This is a genomic window from Ensifer sp. 22460 (assembly GCF_052044935.1).
Taxonomy (GTDB): domain Bacteria; phylum Pseudomonadota; class Alphaproteobacteria; order Rhizobiales; family Rhizobiaceae; genus Ensifer.
The window spans coordinates 39948-53622 of record NZ_JBQENZ010000003.1 but is presented as its reverse complement, the minus strand read 5'-3'; the positions used below and the strand labels follow the sequence as shown (position 1 = coordinate 53622).

General features: G+C 63.8%; 17 protein-coding genes. 13 read left to right on the top strand and 4 right to left on the bottom strand.

Features of this window, described 5'->3' with window-relative positions; all coding sequences use genetic code 11:
* Positions 1-42 precede the first annotated feature (42 nt).
* Both ACTJKM_RS04550 and ACTJKM_RS04545 read left to right on the top strand, forming a co-directional pair.
* Positions 43-666: a histidine phosphatase family protein gene (locus tag ACTJKM_RS04550; protein WP_113514322.1), complete on the top strand. Its 624-nt coding sequence runs from the start codon at positions 43-45 to the stop codon at positions 664-666.
* Between the two features lie 127 nt (positions 667-793).
* A complete protein-coding gene (locus ACTJKM_RS04545) occupies positions 794-2008 on the top strand; it encodes a multidrug effflux MFS transporter (RefSeq protein ID WP_440659938.1) in 1215 nt (404 codons plus the stop codon).
* A gap of 156 nt (positions 2009-2164) precedes the next feature.
* On the opposite strand, the gene ACTJKM_RS04540 is transcribed toward ACTJKM_RS04545, so the two are convergent.
* The gene (locus tag ACTJKM_RS04540) at positions 2165-2548 is read right to left on the bottom strand and encodes a VOC family protein (protein ID WP_058321300.1); all 384 of its coding nucleotides are present in this window, start codon (positions 2546-2548) and stop codon (positions 2165-2167) included.
* A gap of 198 nt (positions 2549-2746) precedes the next feature.
* Positions 2747-3631 carry an SDR family oxidoreductase gene (locus tag ACTJKM_RS04535; RefSeq protein WP_113514318.1) on the bottom strand — a complete coding sequence of 295 codons (885 nt, stop codon included), beginning with the start codon at positions 3629-3631 and terminating at the stop codon, positions 2747-2749.
* Between the two features lie 200 nt (positions 3632-3831).
* On the opposite strand from ACTJKM_RS04535, the gene ACTJKM_RS04530 reads away from it, so the two are divergent.
* The 4 genes from ACTJKM_RS04530 to ACTJKM_RS04515 all read left to right on the top strand — a co-directional run bounded on the left by ACTJKM_RS04530 (position 3832) and on the right by ACTJKM_RS04515 (position 6689).
* Positions 3832-4236 (top strand): winged helix-turn-helix transcriptional regulator, encoded by a 405-nt coding sequence (locus ACTJKM_RS04530; protein WP_440659937.1) that lies wholly within the window; start codon positions 3832-3834, stop codon positions 4234-4236.
* Positions 4237-4600: 364 nt separating this feature from the next.
* Positions 4601-5881 carry an FAD-dependent oxidoreductase gene (locus ACTJKM_RS04525; RefSeq protein ID WP_440659936.1) on the top strand — a complete coding sequence of 427 codons (1281 nt, stop codon included), beginning with the start codon at positions 4601-4603 and terminating at the stop codon, positions 5879-5881.
* A 62-nt stretch (positions 5882-5943) separates the two neighbouring features.
* Positions 5944-6324, top strand: coding sequence for a VOC family protein (locus ACTJKM_RS04520; protein ID WP_057253662.1), 381 nt, complete (start codon positions 5944-5946; stop codon positions 6322-6324).
* A complete protein-coding gene (locus ACTJKM_RS04515; protein WP_440659935.1) occupies positions 6324-6689 on the top strand; it encodes an NIPSNAP family protein in 366 nt (121 codons plus the stop codon). Before ACTJKM_RS04520 ends, ACTJKM_RS04515 begins: the two co-directional genes overlap by 1 nt.
* A gap of 61 nt (positions 6690-6750) precedes the next feature.
* Here ACTJKM_RS04515 and ACTJKM_RS04510 read toward each other — a convergent pair whose 3' ends face one another.
* Complete coding sequence (locus ACTJKM_RS04510; protein ID WP_082616040.1) at positions 6751-7470, bottom strand: aspartate/glutamate racemase family protein; 720 nt, start codon at positions 7468-7470, stop codon at positions 6751-6753.
* Positions 7471-7655: 185 nt separating this feature from the next.
* Between ACTJKM_RS04510 and ACTJKM_RS04505 the strand changes: the two genes are divergently transcribed.
* The 5 genes from ACTJKM_RS04505 (at position 7656) to ACTJKM_RS04485 (ending at position 10739) form a co-directional block, all read left to right on the top strand.
* Positions 7656-8120 (top strand): Lrp/AsnC family transcriptional regulator, encoded by a 465-nt coding sequence (locus tag ACTJKM_RS04505; protein WP_065374885.1) that lies wholly within the window; start codon positions 7656-7658, stop codon positions 8118-8120.
* Between the two features lie 6 nt (positions 8121-8126).
* Positions 8127-8279 carry a hypothetical protein gene (locus tag ACTJKM_RS04500; protein ID WP_440659933.1) on the top strand — a complete coding sequence of 51 codons (153 nt, stop codon included), beginning with the start codon at positions 8127-8129 and terminating at the stop codon, positions 8277-8279.
* A 26-nt stretch (positions 8280-8305) separates the two neighbouring features.
* Positions 8306-8722, top strand: coding sequence for an isochorismatase family protein (locus ACTJKM_RS04495; protein WP_440659932.1), 417 nt, complete (start codon positions 8306-8308; stop codon positions 8720-8722).
* 125 nt (positions 8723-8847) lie between these two features.
* On the top strand, positions 8848-10116 hold the full coding sequence (locus tag ACTJKM_RS04490; protein WP_058321307.1) for an NAD(P)/FAD-dependent oxidoreductase: 1269 nt from the start codon (positions 8848-8850) through the stop codon (positions 10114-10116).
* 8 nt (positions 10117-10124) lie between these two features.
* Positions 10125-10739 (top strand): hypothetical protein, encoded by a 615-nt coding sequence (locus ACTJKM_RS04485; RefSeq protein ID WP_440659931.1) that lies wholly within the window; start codon positions 10125-10127, stop codon positions 10737-10739.
* Between the two features lie 25 nt (positions 10740-10764).
* Here ACTJKM_RS04485 and ACTJKM_RS04480 read toward each other — a convergent pair whose 3' ends face one another.
* Positions 10765-11490, bottom strand: a complete 726-nt coding sequence (locus tag ACTJKM_RS04480) for a class I SAM-dependent methyltransferase (protein ID WP_440659930.1) — start codon at positions 11488-11490, stop codon at positions 10765-10767.
* Between the two features lie 270 nt (positions 11491-11760).
* Here ACTJKM_RS04480 and ACTJKM_RS04475 point away from each other — a divergent pair, with 270 nt between their 5' ends.
* Positions 11761-12201, top strand: coding sequence for a hypothetical protein (locus ACTJKM_RS04475; RefSeq protein ID WP_199536405.1), 441 nt, complete (start codon positions 11761-11763; stop codon positions 12199-12201).
* A 3-nt stretch (positions 12202-12204) separates the two neighbouring features.
* On the top strand, positions 12205-13437 hold the full coding sequence (locus ACTJKM_RS04470) for an HlyD family secretion protein (RefSeq protein ID WP_057253677.1): 1233 nt from the start codon (positions 12205-12207) through the stop codon (positions 13435-13437).
* The last annotated feature ends 238 nt before the right edge of the window (positions 13438-13675 follow it).

Here is a 13675-nt window from a genome sequence, read left to right as displayed (position 1 = left end):
TTCTTGCGCGGCAGGAGCGTCTTGCGAAACCCGAGCGATGCCATGAAGGATCTCTTCGTCGTCACCCACACGGAATCCGTCCATCACCTGGAAGGCAAGGTGGGTGGCTGGTACGACACGGATCTGACCACCCGCGGCAGAGAGGATGCGGAGTTAACGGCCGAACGGCTGGTGGCCTTGGTTGGCGGAAGGGACGTGGAAATCCATAGCTCCGATCTGCGCCGCGCCTCCCAGACGGCCGATGCGATAGCAAGGCGCTTCCAACGGCCGGTGATGGAAACTGCCGATCTCAGGGAAATCAGCTATGGCGTTGCGGGTGGCAGGCCCCAGGCGTGGCTCGATGCGCGCTATAGCCCGGCACCGGATGACAATCGGCTCGACCATGATTGCGGCATCGAGGGCACGGAAACCCGTCGCGACGTGGCGCTGCGCGTCGTCCCTTGCGTAAACGCCATCGTGGCGCGGCCCTGCCAAACGCAGATCATCGTCACCCATGGCTTCACGCTGACGCTGGTGCTTGCCGCCTGGATGAAGATCCCGATCGACGCCACGGGCTTCCTGAGTTTTCCGGCAAAATCCGGCAGCATCACGCATCTGCGCCAGGACGATTTCTTTCGAAACCGCGCGGTTGTCAGCCTGGCGGATGCGTCACATCTCAATTCATAAGCCTCGCCGACCCGAAAATATCACCTGCAGAAACCGGCGCTTTTTGTGGGTGATGTTGCGACTGGTACGCGCAGGCTTGCGGTAAGACTGCTATAGGTCGAGTCTTTCCTTCCCTTGTGTGCAGCCAATGACATTCCAGACCAGTTTCCGTGAGCGCATCGTTCTCTATGCGCTTCTGACCTCGCTGACCTCGATCAGCATCGATGCGCTTTTGCCGGGCTTGCGCCAGATCGGGGCCGATCTTGGCGTTCAGCCGCCACTTTCCACCCAGCACATCATCTCGCTTTTCATCCTCGGCATGGCGTTTGGCGAGCTCTTGCTCGGGCCGCTTTCCGATGCGATGGGGCGGAAGAGGGCGCTTGTTCTGGGGCTTGGCGTCTATGCGCTCGGAACCGTCATCACCATGGCAGCCGGCTCGCTCGAAATGGTCATTCTCGGCCGCTTCCTTCAGGGCGTCGGGGTCTCGGGGCCGAAGATTGCGACGCGGGCGATGATCCGCGACCAGTTCGAGGGTGATGCCATGGCGCGTGTGATGTCGTTCATGTTCACGCTCTTCATTCTCGTGCCGATGCTGGCCCCGACGCTCGCGCAAGGGATCATCGCCGTCGGTGGCTGGCGTAGCGTCTTTGCGGTCTATCTCGCGGCGGCGGGACTTCTCGGCGTGTGGCTGGTGGTGCGCCAGCCGGAAACGTTGCCGCTAGAGAAGCGCATTCCCTTTCGCCCGCGGCTTCTCGTGTCGAACGGGCGGCGCATCCTGTCAAACCGGCGCGTGGCGCTGCTGATCGTGGCGACCGGGCTCGTCTTCGGTGCGCAGCTCCTCTATCTCAGCACCGCGGCGGATCTGTTCTTCGACGCCTACGGGATCGGGCAGACCTTCCCCTTGTATTTTGCCATGCTGGCGACCGGCATCGGGCTTGCCTCGTTCCTCAATGCCAAGCTCGTGCAGCGCTTCGGTTCGGAGGCGATGGCGCGTTACGGCTTTATTGGCCTGGCGGTGGCGGGGCTCGCGATGCTGGCGGCATCCACCCTTTGGGCCGGCCGGCCGCCGCTCACAGTGCTGATGGTACTCGGCTTTGCGGCCTTCTTTGCGATCGGGGTGCTCTTCGGCAACCTGAATGCCATGGCCATGCGCTCGCTGGGGCAGGTTGCGGGCCTCGGGGCGTCGTTGATCGCCTCCGGCTCGAGCCTGATCGCGACCTTTTTTGCGATCGCATTCGGCGCGTTTTACGACGGCACGACGCTCAATCTGTCCGCCGGGTTCTTTATCGCCGGCGTCAGCGCACTCGTGCTTGCGGAGATCGCGCTGCGGGCAGATGCCTTGCCGGTGGAGGCCGTACGCTAAGTCAGGCAAGATCCGAGCGGACCGTGCGGCAGGCGCGGCCCGCCCAGCCCCCTGGGAAATGGGAAACAAGCCCAGGGGAACCCGCAAAGCATGGTCGCGATCCGTCCGTGCACGTCGTTTTCGCAAAGCCGTCCCGTATTGTCCGCAACGGCAACCCTAGCCGTTGTAGACGACTGAAATCTTGTTTCCGGATGGATCGCGCATGTAGGCGGAGTACCAGTCAGGCCCATAGTGCGGACGCGGCCCGGGTGCGCCTTCGTCCGCCCCGCCATTGATGATGGCGGCCTGGTAGAAAGCATCCACCTCCGCGGGCGACTTGGCCATGAACCCGACCATGGAGCCGTTTCCGGCGGTCGCCGGCTCACCGTCAAAAGGTTTGCAGACCCACAGGACAAAGCCTTTGCCGGCTCCGCCTTCGGAATAGGCGCGCCAGTCCGGAAACTCTATGTGCTTGCTCCATCCGATGGTCGCGAGAATTGCGTCATAGAAGGCATTCGAGCGGGCGCAGTCCAAGGCACCCACGGTCAAATAAGCGCTCATAATGTCCCCTTTCTCCGGTGGTGAAGGTGGGGAATGCATAGCGCATCATAGTGAACATAACAAGAACAAAATGTGGCGACGGCGACTGACAAGATCCTGCTGCCGGGGCGGAAGACGCAATTGGGCATCTCCCTCGTCGCAATCTGGGAGCCCGGCACGGATGGCCGGGCTCGCGTCGTTTCGGACCGGATTCCTTCTTCAGCCGGCAAGTCTCGCCTTGCTCGCTTCCAGGAAAGCGCCGAGCTTCACCGGCGTTGCACCCGTCAGAGACGTCACGTCGTTCGTCACCATGTTGATATGGCCTTCGCGGGTGTTGGCATCGAAGGAGACGACGATCGGGATGAGGAAGTCCGGCAGGCCGGCGCCCTTCAGGCCGCCTGCGAGCGCCTCGTCCGAGATGTGCACGACATCGAGCCGCTTGCCGGTCGCCTTGGCGACGAGGGCCGCGATCTCGTCGGTCGAGCGCTGCTCGCCGCCGGTCAGCGTATAGGTGCGGCTCTCGCGCCCGCTTGAGGCAAGCGCAGCGGCGGCCGCCTTGGCGGCATCGGCGCGGGCGATGTGGGCGAGGCGGCCCTCGCCGGACGAGGAATACCATTGGCCGGTCTCTAGCGCGTGCGGCAGCGCCATGAACAGGTTCTCCATGTACCAGCCGTTGCGCAGGATGGTGTAGGGGATGCCGGTCGCCTTGATGGCGTTTTCGGTGCCGAGATGATCGGGCGCGAAGGGGATCACCGATGTCTCGGGGCTGGGCATCGAGGTGTAGAGGATATGCTTGGCGCCGGCCTTCTCGGCAGCTGCCACGGCGGCGAGGTGCTGCTTCAGGCGCTTGCCCGGCTGATCCAGCGCGTCGGTCGAGATGATCAGGATCCGGTCGGCGCCGGCAAAGGCCTTGTCGAGCGAGGCCGGGTCGTCGAAATCGGCGACGCGGGCCTGAACGCCCTTGGCCGTGTAGTCGGCAAGCTTCGCCGTGTCACGGCTGGTGGCGATGATCCTCGCCGGCTCGACGCCGGAGCCGAGAAGCTGGTCGAGCACGAGCTTGCCGAGCTGGCCGGTCGCGCCGGTGACGAGCAATGTATCGGACATGGTCTTTCCTTTTCCTCTAAACCTGAGACGGGATGGCCGCGGGAGATCGCCCGCACTTTCCTCGCTCGTCGTTGATGCCGGCGGCCCGGGAGGTCGCGCGGCACATGGTCTCTTTTTGAGACTTGCTCTTATCTCGTAATCTCGGTACAGCTGTAAAGGAGGCAGTTTTTTCTGCTGTGGTTACAGGAAGGGTACCGCCTATGAACAAGCTGACCGGGGATGTGAAGGGCAAGCGCGTGGCCATCGTCTGCGGCGTTCCGATGGACATGGAGAACTGCCCGGTGCGCGACGTCATGGACAATATCGGCGGCAAGTGGAACTCGCTGATGATCCTGTCGCTGGCCGACGGTCCCTTGCGTTTCTCCCAGCTTCGCCGGCTCATCCCCGACATTTCCCAGCGCATGCTGACCCAGACGCTGCGCGACCTGCAGCGCGACGGCTACATTCACCGCACCGTCTTTCCGACCCAGCCGCCGAGCGTGGAATATGCGCTGACCGATCTCGGCCGCTCGCTGCTTGGCCTGCTCAAGCATTTCGTCGACTGGTCGTTGGAAAACCACGGAGCGATCCGCGCGGCCCGCGAGGTTTATGACGCGGAGGCGTAGGGCTGTAGCAGCCGAATCCACCGCAGGGCTAGTCCGTTGCGCATGCGGCGCTCTCGTTGCGGGCCATCGCTAGCGGAGTTTGCCCCTCACCCTAACCCTCTCCCCGCGGGCGGGGAGAGGGGACGTGGACGACGGCTGCGTTCCCGGCCGGGGCCTGCTGTCGAGAAGGTCGTGACTGAAAATCGTGAGGTGGAGCGAGCAGGTGCCACGGGTCTCCTTCGCCCCGCTTGCGGGGAGAAGGTGGCCGGCAGGCCGGATGAGGGGCGGTTGCGAGGCGCGACCTCGTGTCCCGTCGTGCAGACTTGCCCTAGCGCCTTGATTTTCCCTATAGTTTCGTAGACTGCCTACGTCACCTCGGGGACCCATGAAGACACTTGATATCGGCATTGCGGGCGCCGGCCCGGCGGGGCTCGCGGCGGCGTTGATGCTGTCGCGGCAGGGGCATCGGGTGGAAATCCTCGAACGCTTCGACGTGGCCTCGCCGGTCGGTTCCGGCCTGATGCTGCAGCCGACGGGACTGACGGTGCTGAACGCGCTCGGCCTGCTGCCGTCCATGCTTGCCCTCGGCAGCCGGATCGACCGGCTCTATGGCGCCGACGCAAAATCCGGCCGCACTGTTCTCGACGTGCGCTACGACGCAATTGCCGGTGGCCGCTTCGGGCTGGCGGTGCAGCGCGCGGCGCTTTTCAACACGCTGCATGATGCCGTGGTCACGGCCGGTTTGCCGGTTCGCACCGGCGTGACGCTCGCCGATGTCCGAATGGCCGGTGGCAAGGCCGTGCTTCTGGATGCAGAGCGGCGGGAGACGGGCGCCTATGATCTGGTGATCGACGCGAGCGGTGCGCGCTCGACGCTATCGGCCGGCTCCGCTGTCTCGCCCAAAGTGCGCGAGCTCACCTATGGTGCCTTCTGGGCGACGCTCGACAGCGACGGGCTCGTCCATGATCCCCACGCCCTGGTGCAGCGCTACGACCGGGCGCGGGTGATGATCGGTATCCTGCCGGCGGGCAGGGCGCAGGTCGGCGAGAAGGAGCGTGTCGCCTTCTTCTGGAGCCTGAGGGTCGCGGATGCGGACAGGGTACGGGAGGCTGGGCTCGACCGATGGAAGGCGCGTATCCTCGACTACTGGCCGGATTGTGCGCCCTTGCTCGATCAGGTCGCCGACTGGGAGCAACTGACGCTGGCGCGCTATGCGCATCGCACCATGCGCCCGCTCGCCTCCGGCCGTATCGCCTTCCTCGGCGACAGTGCACATTCGACGAGCCCGCAGCTCGGGCAGGGGGCGAACATGGCGCTTCTCGACGTGGCGGCGCTGGCGCATGCGCTGGAGACCACGCCGGATCTTGATTGCGCCCTTGCCACCTATGCTGCCGCGCGGCGCAATCATGTCGCGCTGTTCCAGCTTCTGTCGCTGGCCTTTACGCCGTTCTACCAGTCGGACTCGGCACTTCTCGCCTGGCTGCGCGACCGGCTGGTCGCGACGATCGCCCGCACGCCGCCGATGCAGGCGCTGCTCGCCTCGATCGTCTCGGGCACGCTGATCGATCCCTTCGCGCCGGCCGGGCTTGCCGAATGCGATTGGCAGGCGTTCGGCGCGCGCCCGGACGGCCTGCTGCGATCCGCCTCGGACGCGATTTCCGCCTGAGCAGTCGACGAATCCTGTATCGAGGGCAACGGGATGGCGGATGGAGGGATGGAGAAATTGCGATGACCGAAAGCGTGGCGGCCATACTGGTGCATGTTCCCGACACGGAAGCGGGGCTCGCCTGGTATCAGCGTGCTTTCCCAACGGCACAACGCCGGTGGCTTCAGGCGTTCGACTTCGCCTATCTCAAGGTCGGCACGGTGGATCTCGAAATCGTTCAGGCGGACGAGAAGGTGGCGAGTGGTGCCGCAGGTTCCGTCGTCTACTGGGCGGTCGAGGACTTCGACCGGGCGCTTGCCCATTTCGAAGCGCTCGGCGCACCTCTCTATCGTGGACCGATGGCGATCCAGGAGGGGCTCTGGATGTGCCAGGTGCGCGATCCCTGGGGCAATTGCATCGGCCTTCGCGGTCCGAGAACCGGATATAAGAGAGAGGAAGCCTGATGCCGGATAGTCCCGTCACCTGTGAAATCCGCTACCGGCTCGCGCAGGGCCGGATGACGGAGTTCGATGCCTATGCCCAAACCTGGATGATGCTCATTGAGCGGCACGGCGGAACGCACCACGGCTATTTTGTCCCGCGCGAAAAGCCCGAGGGCATCGGCACGAGCTTTCCCGGCCTTGGTGAAGAGGGCGCTGGCGATGTCGCCATCGCGCTCTTTACCTTTCCGGACGAGGCGGCTTACCGCCGCTATCGCCGTGACGTTGCCAGCGATCCGGACGGCATCGCGGCCAATGCGCGTTACGCGGACGATCCGCCGTTCATCAGCTACGAGCGCATCTTCCTGCAGCCGCTTCCAAGAAAATGACTGGACGCACAGCGGAGGGCGGATTTCCCGCCCTGCGTTTGCACCCGTTTCTCGGTCCCGTTCAGGCAGCCCGTGCCAGCAACGCGCCCTCGAGCGCAAACTCGACGGCAGCGTCCGCGTGGATCGCGGTGGAATCGAAGCCCGGCAGCGGCAGGGCCCTGGGGTCGAGGGTCAGGCAGATCTCGGTGCAGCCGAGGATGACGGCGTCCGCGCCTTCCGCCTCGGCCTTGTCGATCAGGTCGATCAACGCCCTGCGGGAAGAGCGCAGCACCTTGCCGGCGCAGAGTTCGTCAAAGATGACGTTGTGGACGAGCGTCCGGCCATCCGCGTCCGGCACCATGATGTCGATGCCGTGGCTCCGCATGCGCTCTGCGTAGAAGCCGTGCTCCATGGTATAGCGGGTGGCGAGCAGCAGCGGCTTGCGGCTGCCGGCGGCCTTGAGGCGGAGCGCCGTCTCGTCGATGATGTTGATCAGCGGGATGTTCACCGCCGCCTGCACCGCGTCTGCGATCAGGTGCATGGTGTTGGTGCAGATCAGCACGCAATCGGCGCCGGCCGCTTCCAGGCCACGGGCGACATCGGCAAGCCGCTTGGCGGCATCATCCCAGCGGCCAGCCTTCTGCAGGTCGACGATCGACTGGAAGTCGACGGAATGCAGCAGCACCTCGGCCGAGTGCAGCGCGCCCAGGCGCTCGCGAACCGCCTCGTTGACCATGCGATAATAGACCACCGAGCTTTCGAAGCTCATACCGCCGATCAGACCAATCTTGCGCATCGCCATTCCTCTTTCCCTTTATGGCGCGCCGGGCACGCCGTTGTTCGATGGCCAGAACTATGCGGCCGAAGCCGCCGGAATGGTTCGCTTTGTTCGCGAGGGGAATGCCGTTCGGCGCGAAAAATTTGCGCATAGAGGTAAATTTGTGCAAATATATACGGCATTGAATCGCAATGGGTGGAGGGATCGGCGTGCTTGACGAGAGAGACAGGAAGCTGCTTGGGCTGTTGCAGCAGGATGCCAGCGTCGCGGTCGGCGAATTGGCAGAGCGGGTCAATCTTTCGCTTTCCGCCTGTTCGCGCCGCATCCAGCGGCTGGAGGAGGCGGGTTACATCGCCAGGCGGATCGTCGTGCTCGACCGCGAGCGCATGGGCGTGCCGACGACCGTCTTCGCGCTGATCAAGACGGCGCACCATTCGGACGAGTGGATCGAGACGTTCCGCCGCGCGATCAGCGATATCCCTGAAATCGTCGAGGCACATCGGTTGACGGGGAACTATGACTATATCGTCAAGGTCGTGCTGCCGCGCGTCGAGCACTACGACGTGGTCTACAAGCAGATCGTGCGAAAGGTGGAGCTCTTCGACGTTTCCGCCTCGATCTCGATGGAAATCCTGAAGAGCGGAACGGCGGTGCCGGTCGATTATGCGGAGTAAGAATCAATGACGGATGAGGCAAACGAGGCGAGCACCGCGAACGAAGGTCCCGTTGCCGATGCGCTTGTGGTCGTCGATGTCCAGCGCGCCTTCATCTCCGGACCGGAGGCGGTGCCCGGCCATGTCGACCTTCAGCGTGCCGTCGGTCTTCACTGCTGAAAAAGGCTCGTGCGGCAGGCGTGCCGGTGATCTTCCTGCAGAATGATGGACCCGAGGGTGCCTCCGACGAGCCGGAGACCGACGGCTGGCGGCTCTTCTTTTCGGCGGAGGCGGATGAGGTGGTGGTGCGCAAACGGAAGGACGACGGTTTCGATGGAACCGACCTCGAGGATTTGTTGCGGGCGCGTGGCATCGAAACGCTTGCGATTTGCGGCATGCTCTCGGAAATGTGCCTGGCGGCGACGGCCCGCACGGCGATCGCCAAGGGCTTCACCGTGATCCTCGCCAACGACGCCCATGCCACCTATGACGTGCCGCCCGGTCCCGGCCGCTCGCCGATGGTGCCGGCGCGTCTGGCCGCGCGCGCGGCCGAATGGTCGCTCGGTGACGAGATCGTGCTGGTGGACGCGGCCGACGAGATCACCTTCGCGACAAGGCCTTGATCGCCGGCCGTTCTTGACTTTTTGCAAGGGTGACATGAGGTGGCTGCGCTTGTCCTTGCTGACCACAACCCCAATCTTGTGGCATGTCCAATAGAAGGCCGGCTGGGAGCCAGCTGGAAGCAAACATGCAGGACAGGCATCATGTGGTCGTCGTTGGCGGCGGGTTCGGCGGATTGCAGCTCGTCAAAGGGCTCGCCGGCGCGCCGGTTCGCATCACCCTCATCGACCGGCGTAACCACCATCTTTTCCAGCCCTTGCTCTATCAGGTGGCAACGACGCTGATCGCCACCTCGGAAATCGCCTGGCCGATCCGCAGCCTTTGGCGCGACCGGCCGGAGGTGACGACGCTGCTCGGCGAGGTGACGGATGTGGACGCGGCCGAAAAGGCGGTCGTTCTCAGGGACGGCAAGCGCATCGGCTACGATACGCTGGTGTTGGCGACCGGGGCGACGCATGCCTATTTCGGCCATGACGAATGGGAGCCCTTCGCCCCCGGCCTGAAGACGCTGGAGGACGCGACGACGATCCGCCGCCGCGTGCTGCTCGCCTTCGAGCGCGCCGAGCTGGAAGAGGATCCGGATGCCCGCGCAGCGCTCCTGACCTTCACCGTCATCGGTGCCGGCCCGACGGGCGTCGAGCTTGCCGGCATCATCGCCGAGATGGCGCATCGCACGCTTCCAGACGAATTTCGCCGCATCGATACGCGGCAAACGCGCGTGCTCCTGGTCGAGGCGGGTCCGCGCATTCTCGCTGCGTTCAGCGAGGATCTCTCGGCCTATGCGGTCAAGGAACTGGAGCGCCTCGGCGTCGAGGTTCGCACCGGCACGCCGGTGACATCATGCACCGAAGAGGGCGTGATGATCGGCGAGGAATTCGTCGCCAGCCGCACGCTCGTCTGGGCTGCGGGCGTCCAGGCGTCACCCGCTGCCCGCTGGCTTGATATCACTGCTGACCGCGCCGGTCGGGCGATTGTCGGCGCCGATCTGACTGCACCCGATCATCCCGATGTCTTCGTCATCGGCGACACGGCTTCGGTTACCTATGACGGCGGCAAGCCGGTGCCGGGCATTGCGCCCGCCGCCAAGCAGCAGGGCGCCTATGTGGCCGATGTCATCCGCGCGCGGCTTGCAGGCGACAATCCGCCCGCCGATTTCCGCTACCGTCACCAGGGCAGCCTCGCCACCATCGGCCGCCGCGCCGCGATCATCGATTTCGGCCGGTTCAAGCTGAAGGGCGCGCTTGCCTGGTGGATCTGGGGCATCGCCCACATCTACTTCCTGATCGGCACGCGCAGCCGCTTCGCGGTCGCCTGGAGCTGGTTCTGGACCTATCTCAGCGGCCAGCACAGCGCCCGCCTGATCACCCAGAAGGAGACGCTGAAGGAGAAGGGCTGAGGGGTTCTTTGCCGCATGTTTCCAGCCGACCGGAGGGCAAATATGCGGCAACTCCGAAAGAGCGACAGCGCTGCGCGTCGGCAAAGGCGTGCAGTGCTGCAGAATTGCACTTTCTGGATGGTGCTCTGATCTCTATGTTCCCGTCTCATTTCAGGGAGTCGGGGATCCAGATGACGAGACATCAGCGCTTGGGCTGCCTTTATGCCATGGCCTTCATGCTTGCCGGTTTCAGTGCACCGACTGCCGAAGCCGCGCCGTCCTGCCCCAAGATCAGCTACACGGCGGAACGGGCCCGGCTGCAAAAGGTGCTCTCGGCGAATGCGTTCCCGCGTGACGAAACCGCCTTCCTGCTGAGAGGTGTGGATCAACAGCTGAAGGAAATGCCCCAAAGCCGCCTGAACGCACACGGCGCTGAATGCGGCATTCAGGCGGTACGTGCGCTCATCCTGGGGTGCGTGAACAAAACACTCCCTGAGATGTTGGAGACGACGTCCAGGCCGAGCGCCAAATCCGGACAGGCCTATTGGGACAAAGCGAATGTTTCCGGTCGCGAAGCGGCCGTGATCGGGGTCACCCATGCGTGCCGCAGCGCGGCGATGGAAACATTCCTCTCAGGCTCGTGACGCGAGGGTGGACCAAAGTGGCTACCTACTTCTGCACTTTCACGATCAGGATCATCGGGCGATCGACTTCTTCGGCCAGGGCGGGGATCTCCGCGATCTGCGCCTCCGTCGGCCGCCACTCCTCTACGTGGCGGATGGCAAAGCCCGTTGATATCAGCGTGTTGAGCGTCGTGCCTGTCGTGCGGTGGTGCTTGATGACGCCCTTCGCCAGCCAGTCTGTGGTGCGCGGTCCCTCGGCCGAATAGTGATCGACCGGCCAGGTGCGCTCGCCGTTCTCATGCCGCCAGCCGGGATTGAGCGACGCCATATAGATCGGGTGCTCGATGGTGAAGACGAAATGCGCGCCGGGAACCAGCGCCCGGTGGATGGTGGCGACCAGCCGGCCGAAATCCTCGACATAGTGGAAGGCGAGCGAGCTATAGGCGAAGTCGAAGCTCTCTTCGGGCAATTCGAGCTGATCGAGATCGGCGATCCGGTAGTCGATCTCCGGATCGGACGTATCGGCCCTGGCGCGGGCGATCATTTTTTCCGAGAGATCGAGGCCGAGCACCTGGGCCGCACCAGCCTCGCGGGCATAACGCGAGAACCAGCCGAAGCCGCAACCGAGATCGACGACGCGTTTTCCCGACAGATCCGGCAATTGGGCGCGAATCGCCGGCCATTCGGCAGCGCCCGCAAGGCCATGCACCGAGCGTCCGAGCTGGCTGTAGCCTTCGAAGAATTCCGGCTTGTCGTAAATGTTCTGGGCCATATCGGTCTCCTTCGGGGCAATGGGCAAGAGCGCGGTCGTCTGCCGCGCGCGATAGGGCGAGCGGGCATCGTTTGCCGTTACCTTGGGAACAGCATGCCGGCAAGGATCCTGCTCGAAACCTCCGGCATTTCAAAGTGCTAGCGCGTTGATCTGATAGGGCGCCGAGCGCCGCAAGGTCAAGTTGCGGCTGAGGTGCAAGGTTTTACTTGTGTTTTTTGGGGGTGTGTTAATGTACGATTCTCTTGGTCCAGTCCGTTTTGTGGAGGCGTAATGTCCGAGGCCATCCATCCCACTGCAATCCATCATTTGCCGGCATTCATCACGGCGCCGGGACAAAGCGACGTCCTGTTCAACGTCGTCGTCGTCTTCATGATCCTGGCGATCTTCGCCCTCGGCACCTTCTATCTCAGGCTGCATTCGCTGCCCGAAACCATGGCGCACAAGAGCCACAAGGTGCAATACGAGCTGGTGGCGGTGCTGGGGCTGATCTCGCTGCTCACGCACAACAACATCTTCTGGATCGCGGCGCTGATCCTGGCGCTGATCGACCTGCCGGATTTTTCGTCGCCGCTCTCGTCGATCTCCCGCTCTCTGGAGAGGATCGCCGGCAAGGTGGATGCATCAACTGAACCGGTGCCGCCCGAGCTCGAGCCGGTGGCGAGCCATCCGGCCGCACCTGCAGATCAGCCGTCGATGGAAGGGAAGGCCTGAGCCATGTTCGAATTCATGCTTTGCTCGATGCTGACGATCCTTCCTGACTATCTCTTCCGCCGCTATGTCCAGGGCAAAAGGTTCGGGCGGGAGATCACCATCTATTCGGTGTGGTTCGAACTGCGCTGGGGCATCACCGCCTGCATCATCCTGACGATCTCGCTGATCACGCTGATCTTCTACTTCCACCCGTCGACGAAGAATGTCACCGCGGCGTTCCGCACGGTCGCCATCCTGCCGGAAGCCGGCGGGCGCGTTTCGGAAATCTATGCGACGCGCTTCGAGAAGGTGAAGGCCGGCCAGCCGTTGTTCAAGCTCGACAGCTCCGAACAGGAAGCCGCCGCCGAGGTTGCCCGCCGCCAGATCGCCGAAGTGGAAGCGGAGCTCGCCGTCGCTCGCACCGAGCTGGTCGCCGCCGATGGCGCGATCGTGGAAGCCCAGGCGGCCGTGCAACAGGCTCAGGACGAGTACGACACCCAGGTCGAACTCAACAAGCTGAACCCCAACGTCGTCGCACGGCGCGAGATCGAGCGTCGGCAGGTCAACCTCGAAGGGCGCAAGGGCGCACTCACCGCTGTCCTTTCCAACAAGCAGACACTGGAGACCAAGCTCGTTTCACTGCTGCCTTCGCAAAAGGCGAGCGCCGAAGCGGCCCTGAAGGAGGCGGAGGTCGATATTAGCAAGACCACCGTGCGCGCCGGCGTGTCCGGCCGGGTGCAGCAGTTCGCACTCCGGGTCGGCGAGGTCGTCAATCCGCTTCTGCGGCCAGCGGGCGTTCTCGTCCCTGAAGATGCCGGCCGGGCGCAGCTGGTCGCTGGCTTCGGGCAGATCGAGGCGCAGGTGATGAAGGTCGGCATGATCGGCGAGGCCACCTGCATCGGCAAGCCCTTCACCATCATTCCCTTGGTCGTCACCGACGTGCAGGACGTGATCGCCTCCGGCCAGGTGAGGGCGAGCGACCAGCTGATCGACGTCGCCCAGATCTCGCAGCCCGGCACGCTCACCGTGGTCATGGAGCCGCTCTATCCCGGCGTGCTCGAGGACATTCCGCCCGGCAGCAGCTGCATCGCCAATGCCTATACCAACAGCCATGACGAGCTCGAGTCGCCCGATATCAGCACCGCCCGCTGGGCCTATCTGCACGTGGTCGACGCCGTGGGCCTCGTCCATGCGATGATCCTGCGCATGCAGGCCCTGATGCTGCCGGTGCAGACGCTGGTGCTCGGCGGGCATTGAGGGGGCGGTGTAGCCTCTGCAGTGCCCCTGCGGCAGTCAATATAAGGGCCCCGACCGGAACTGGTCGGGGCCCTTTCTCTTTGCCTGTTCCTCAAATGAACTGAGCCTCCGCGGGGAACGGAGGCTCAGGCGCGCAATAAAAACAAATAAAGCAACTGCACGGCAATAAAAACGCAACCATACTACTCTTCCGGGGATTGTATGTTTGCGGTGTGCAATTACAGGTGCAGTGTGACAA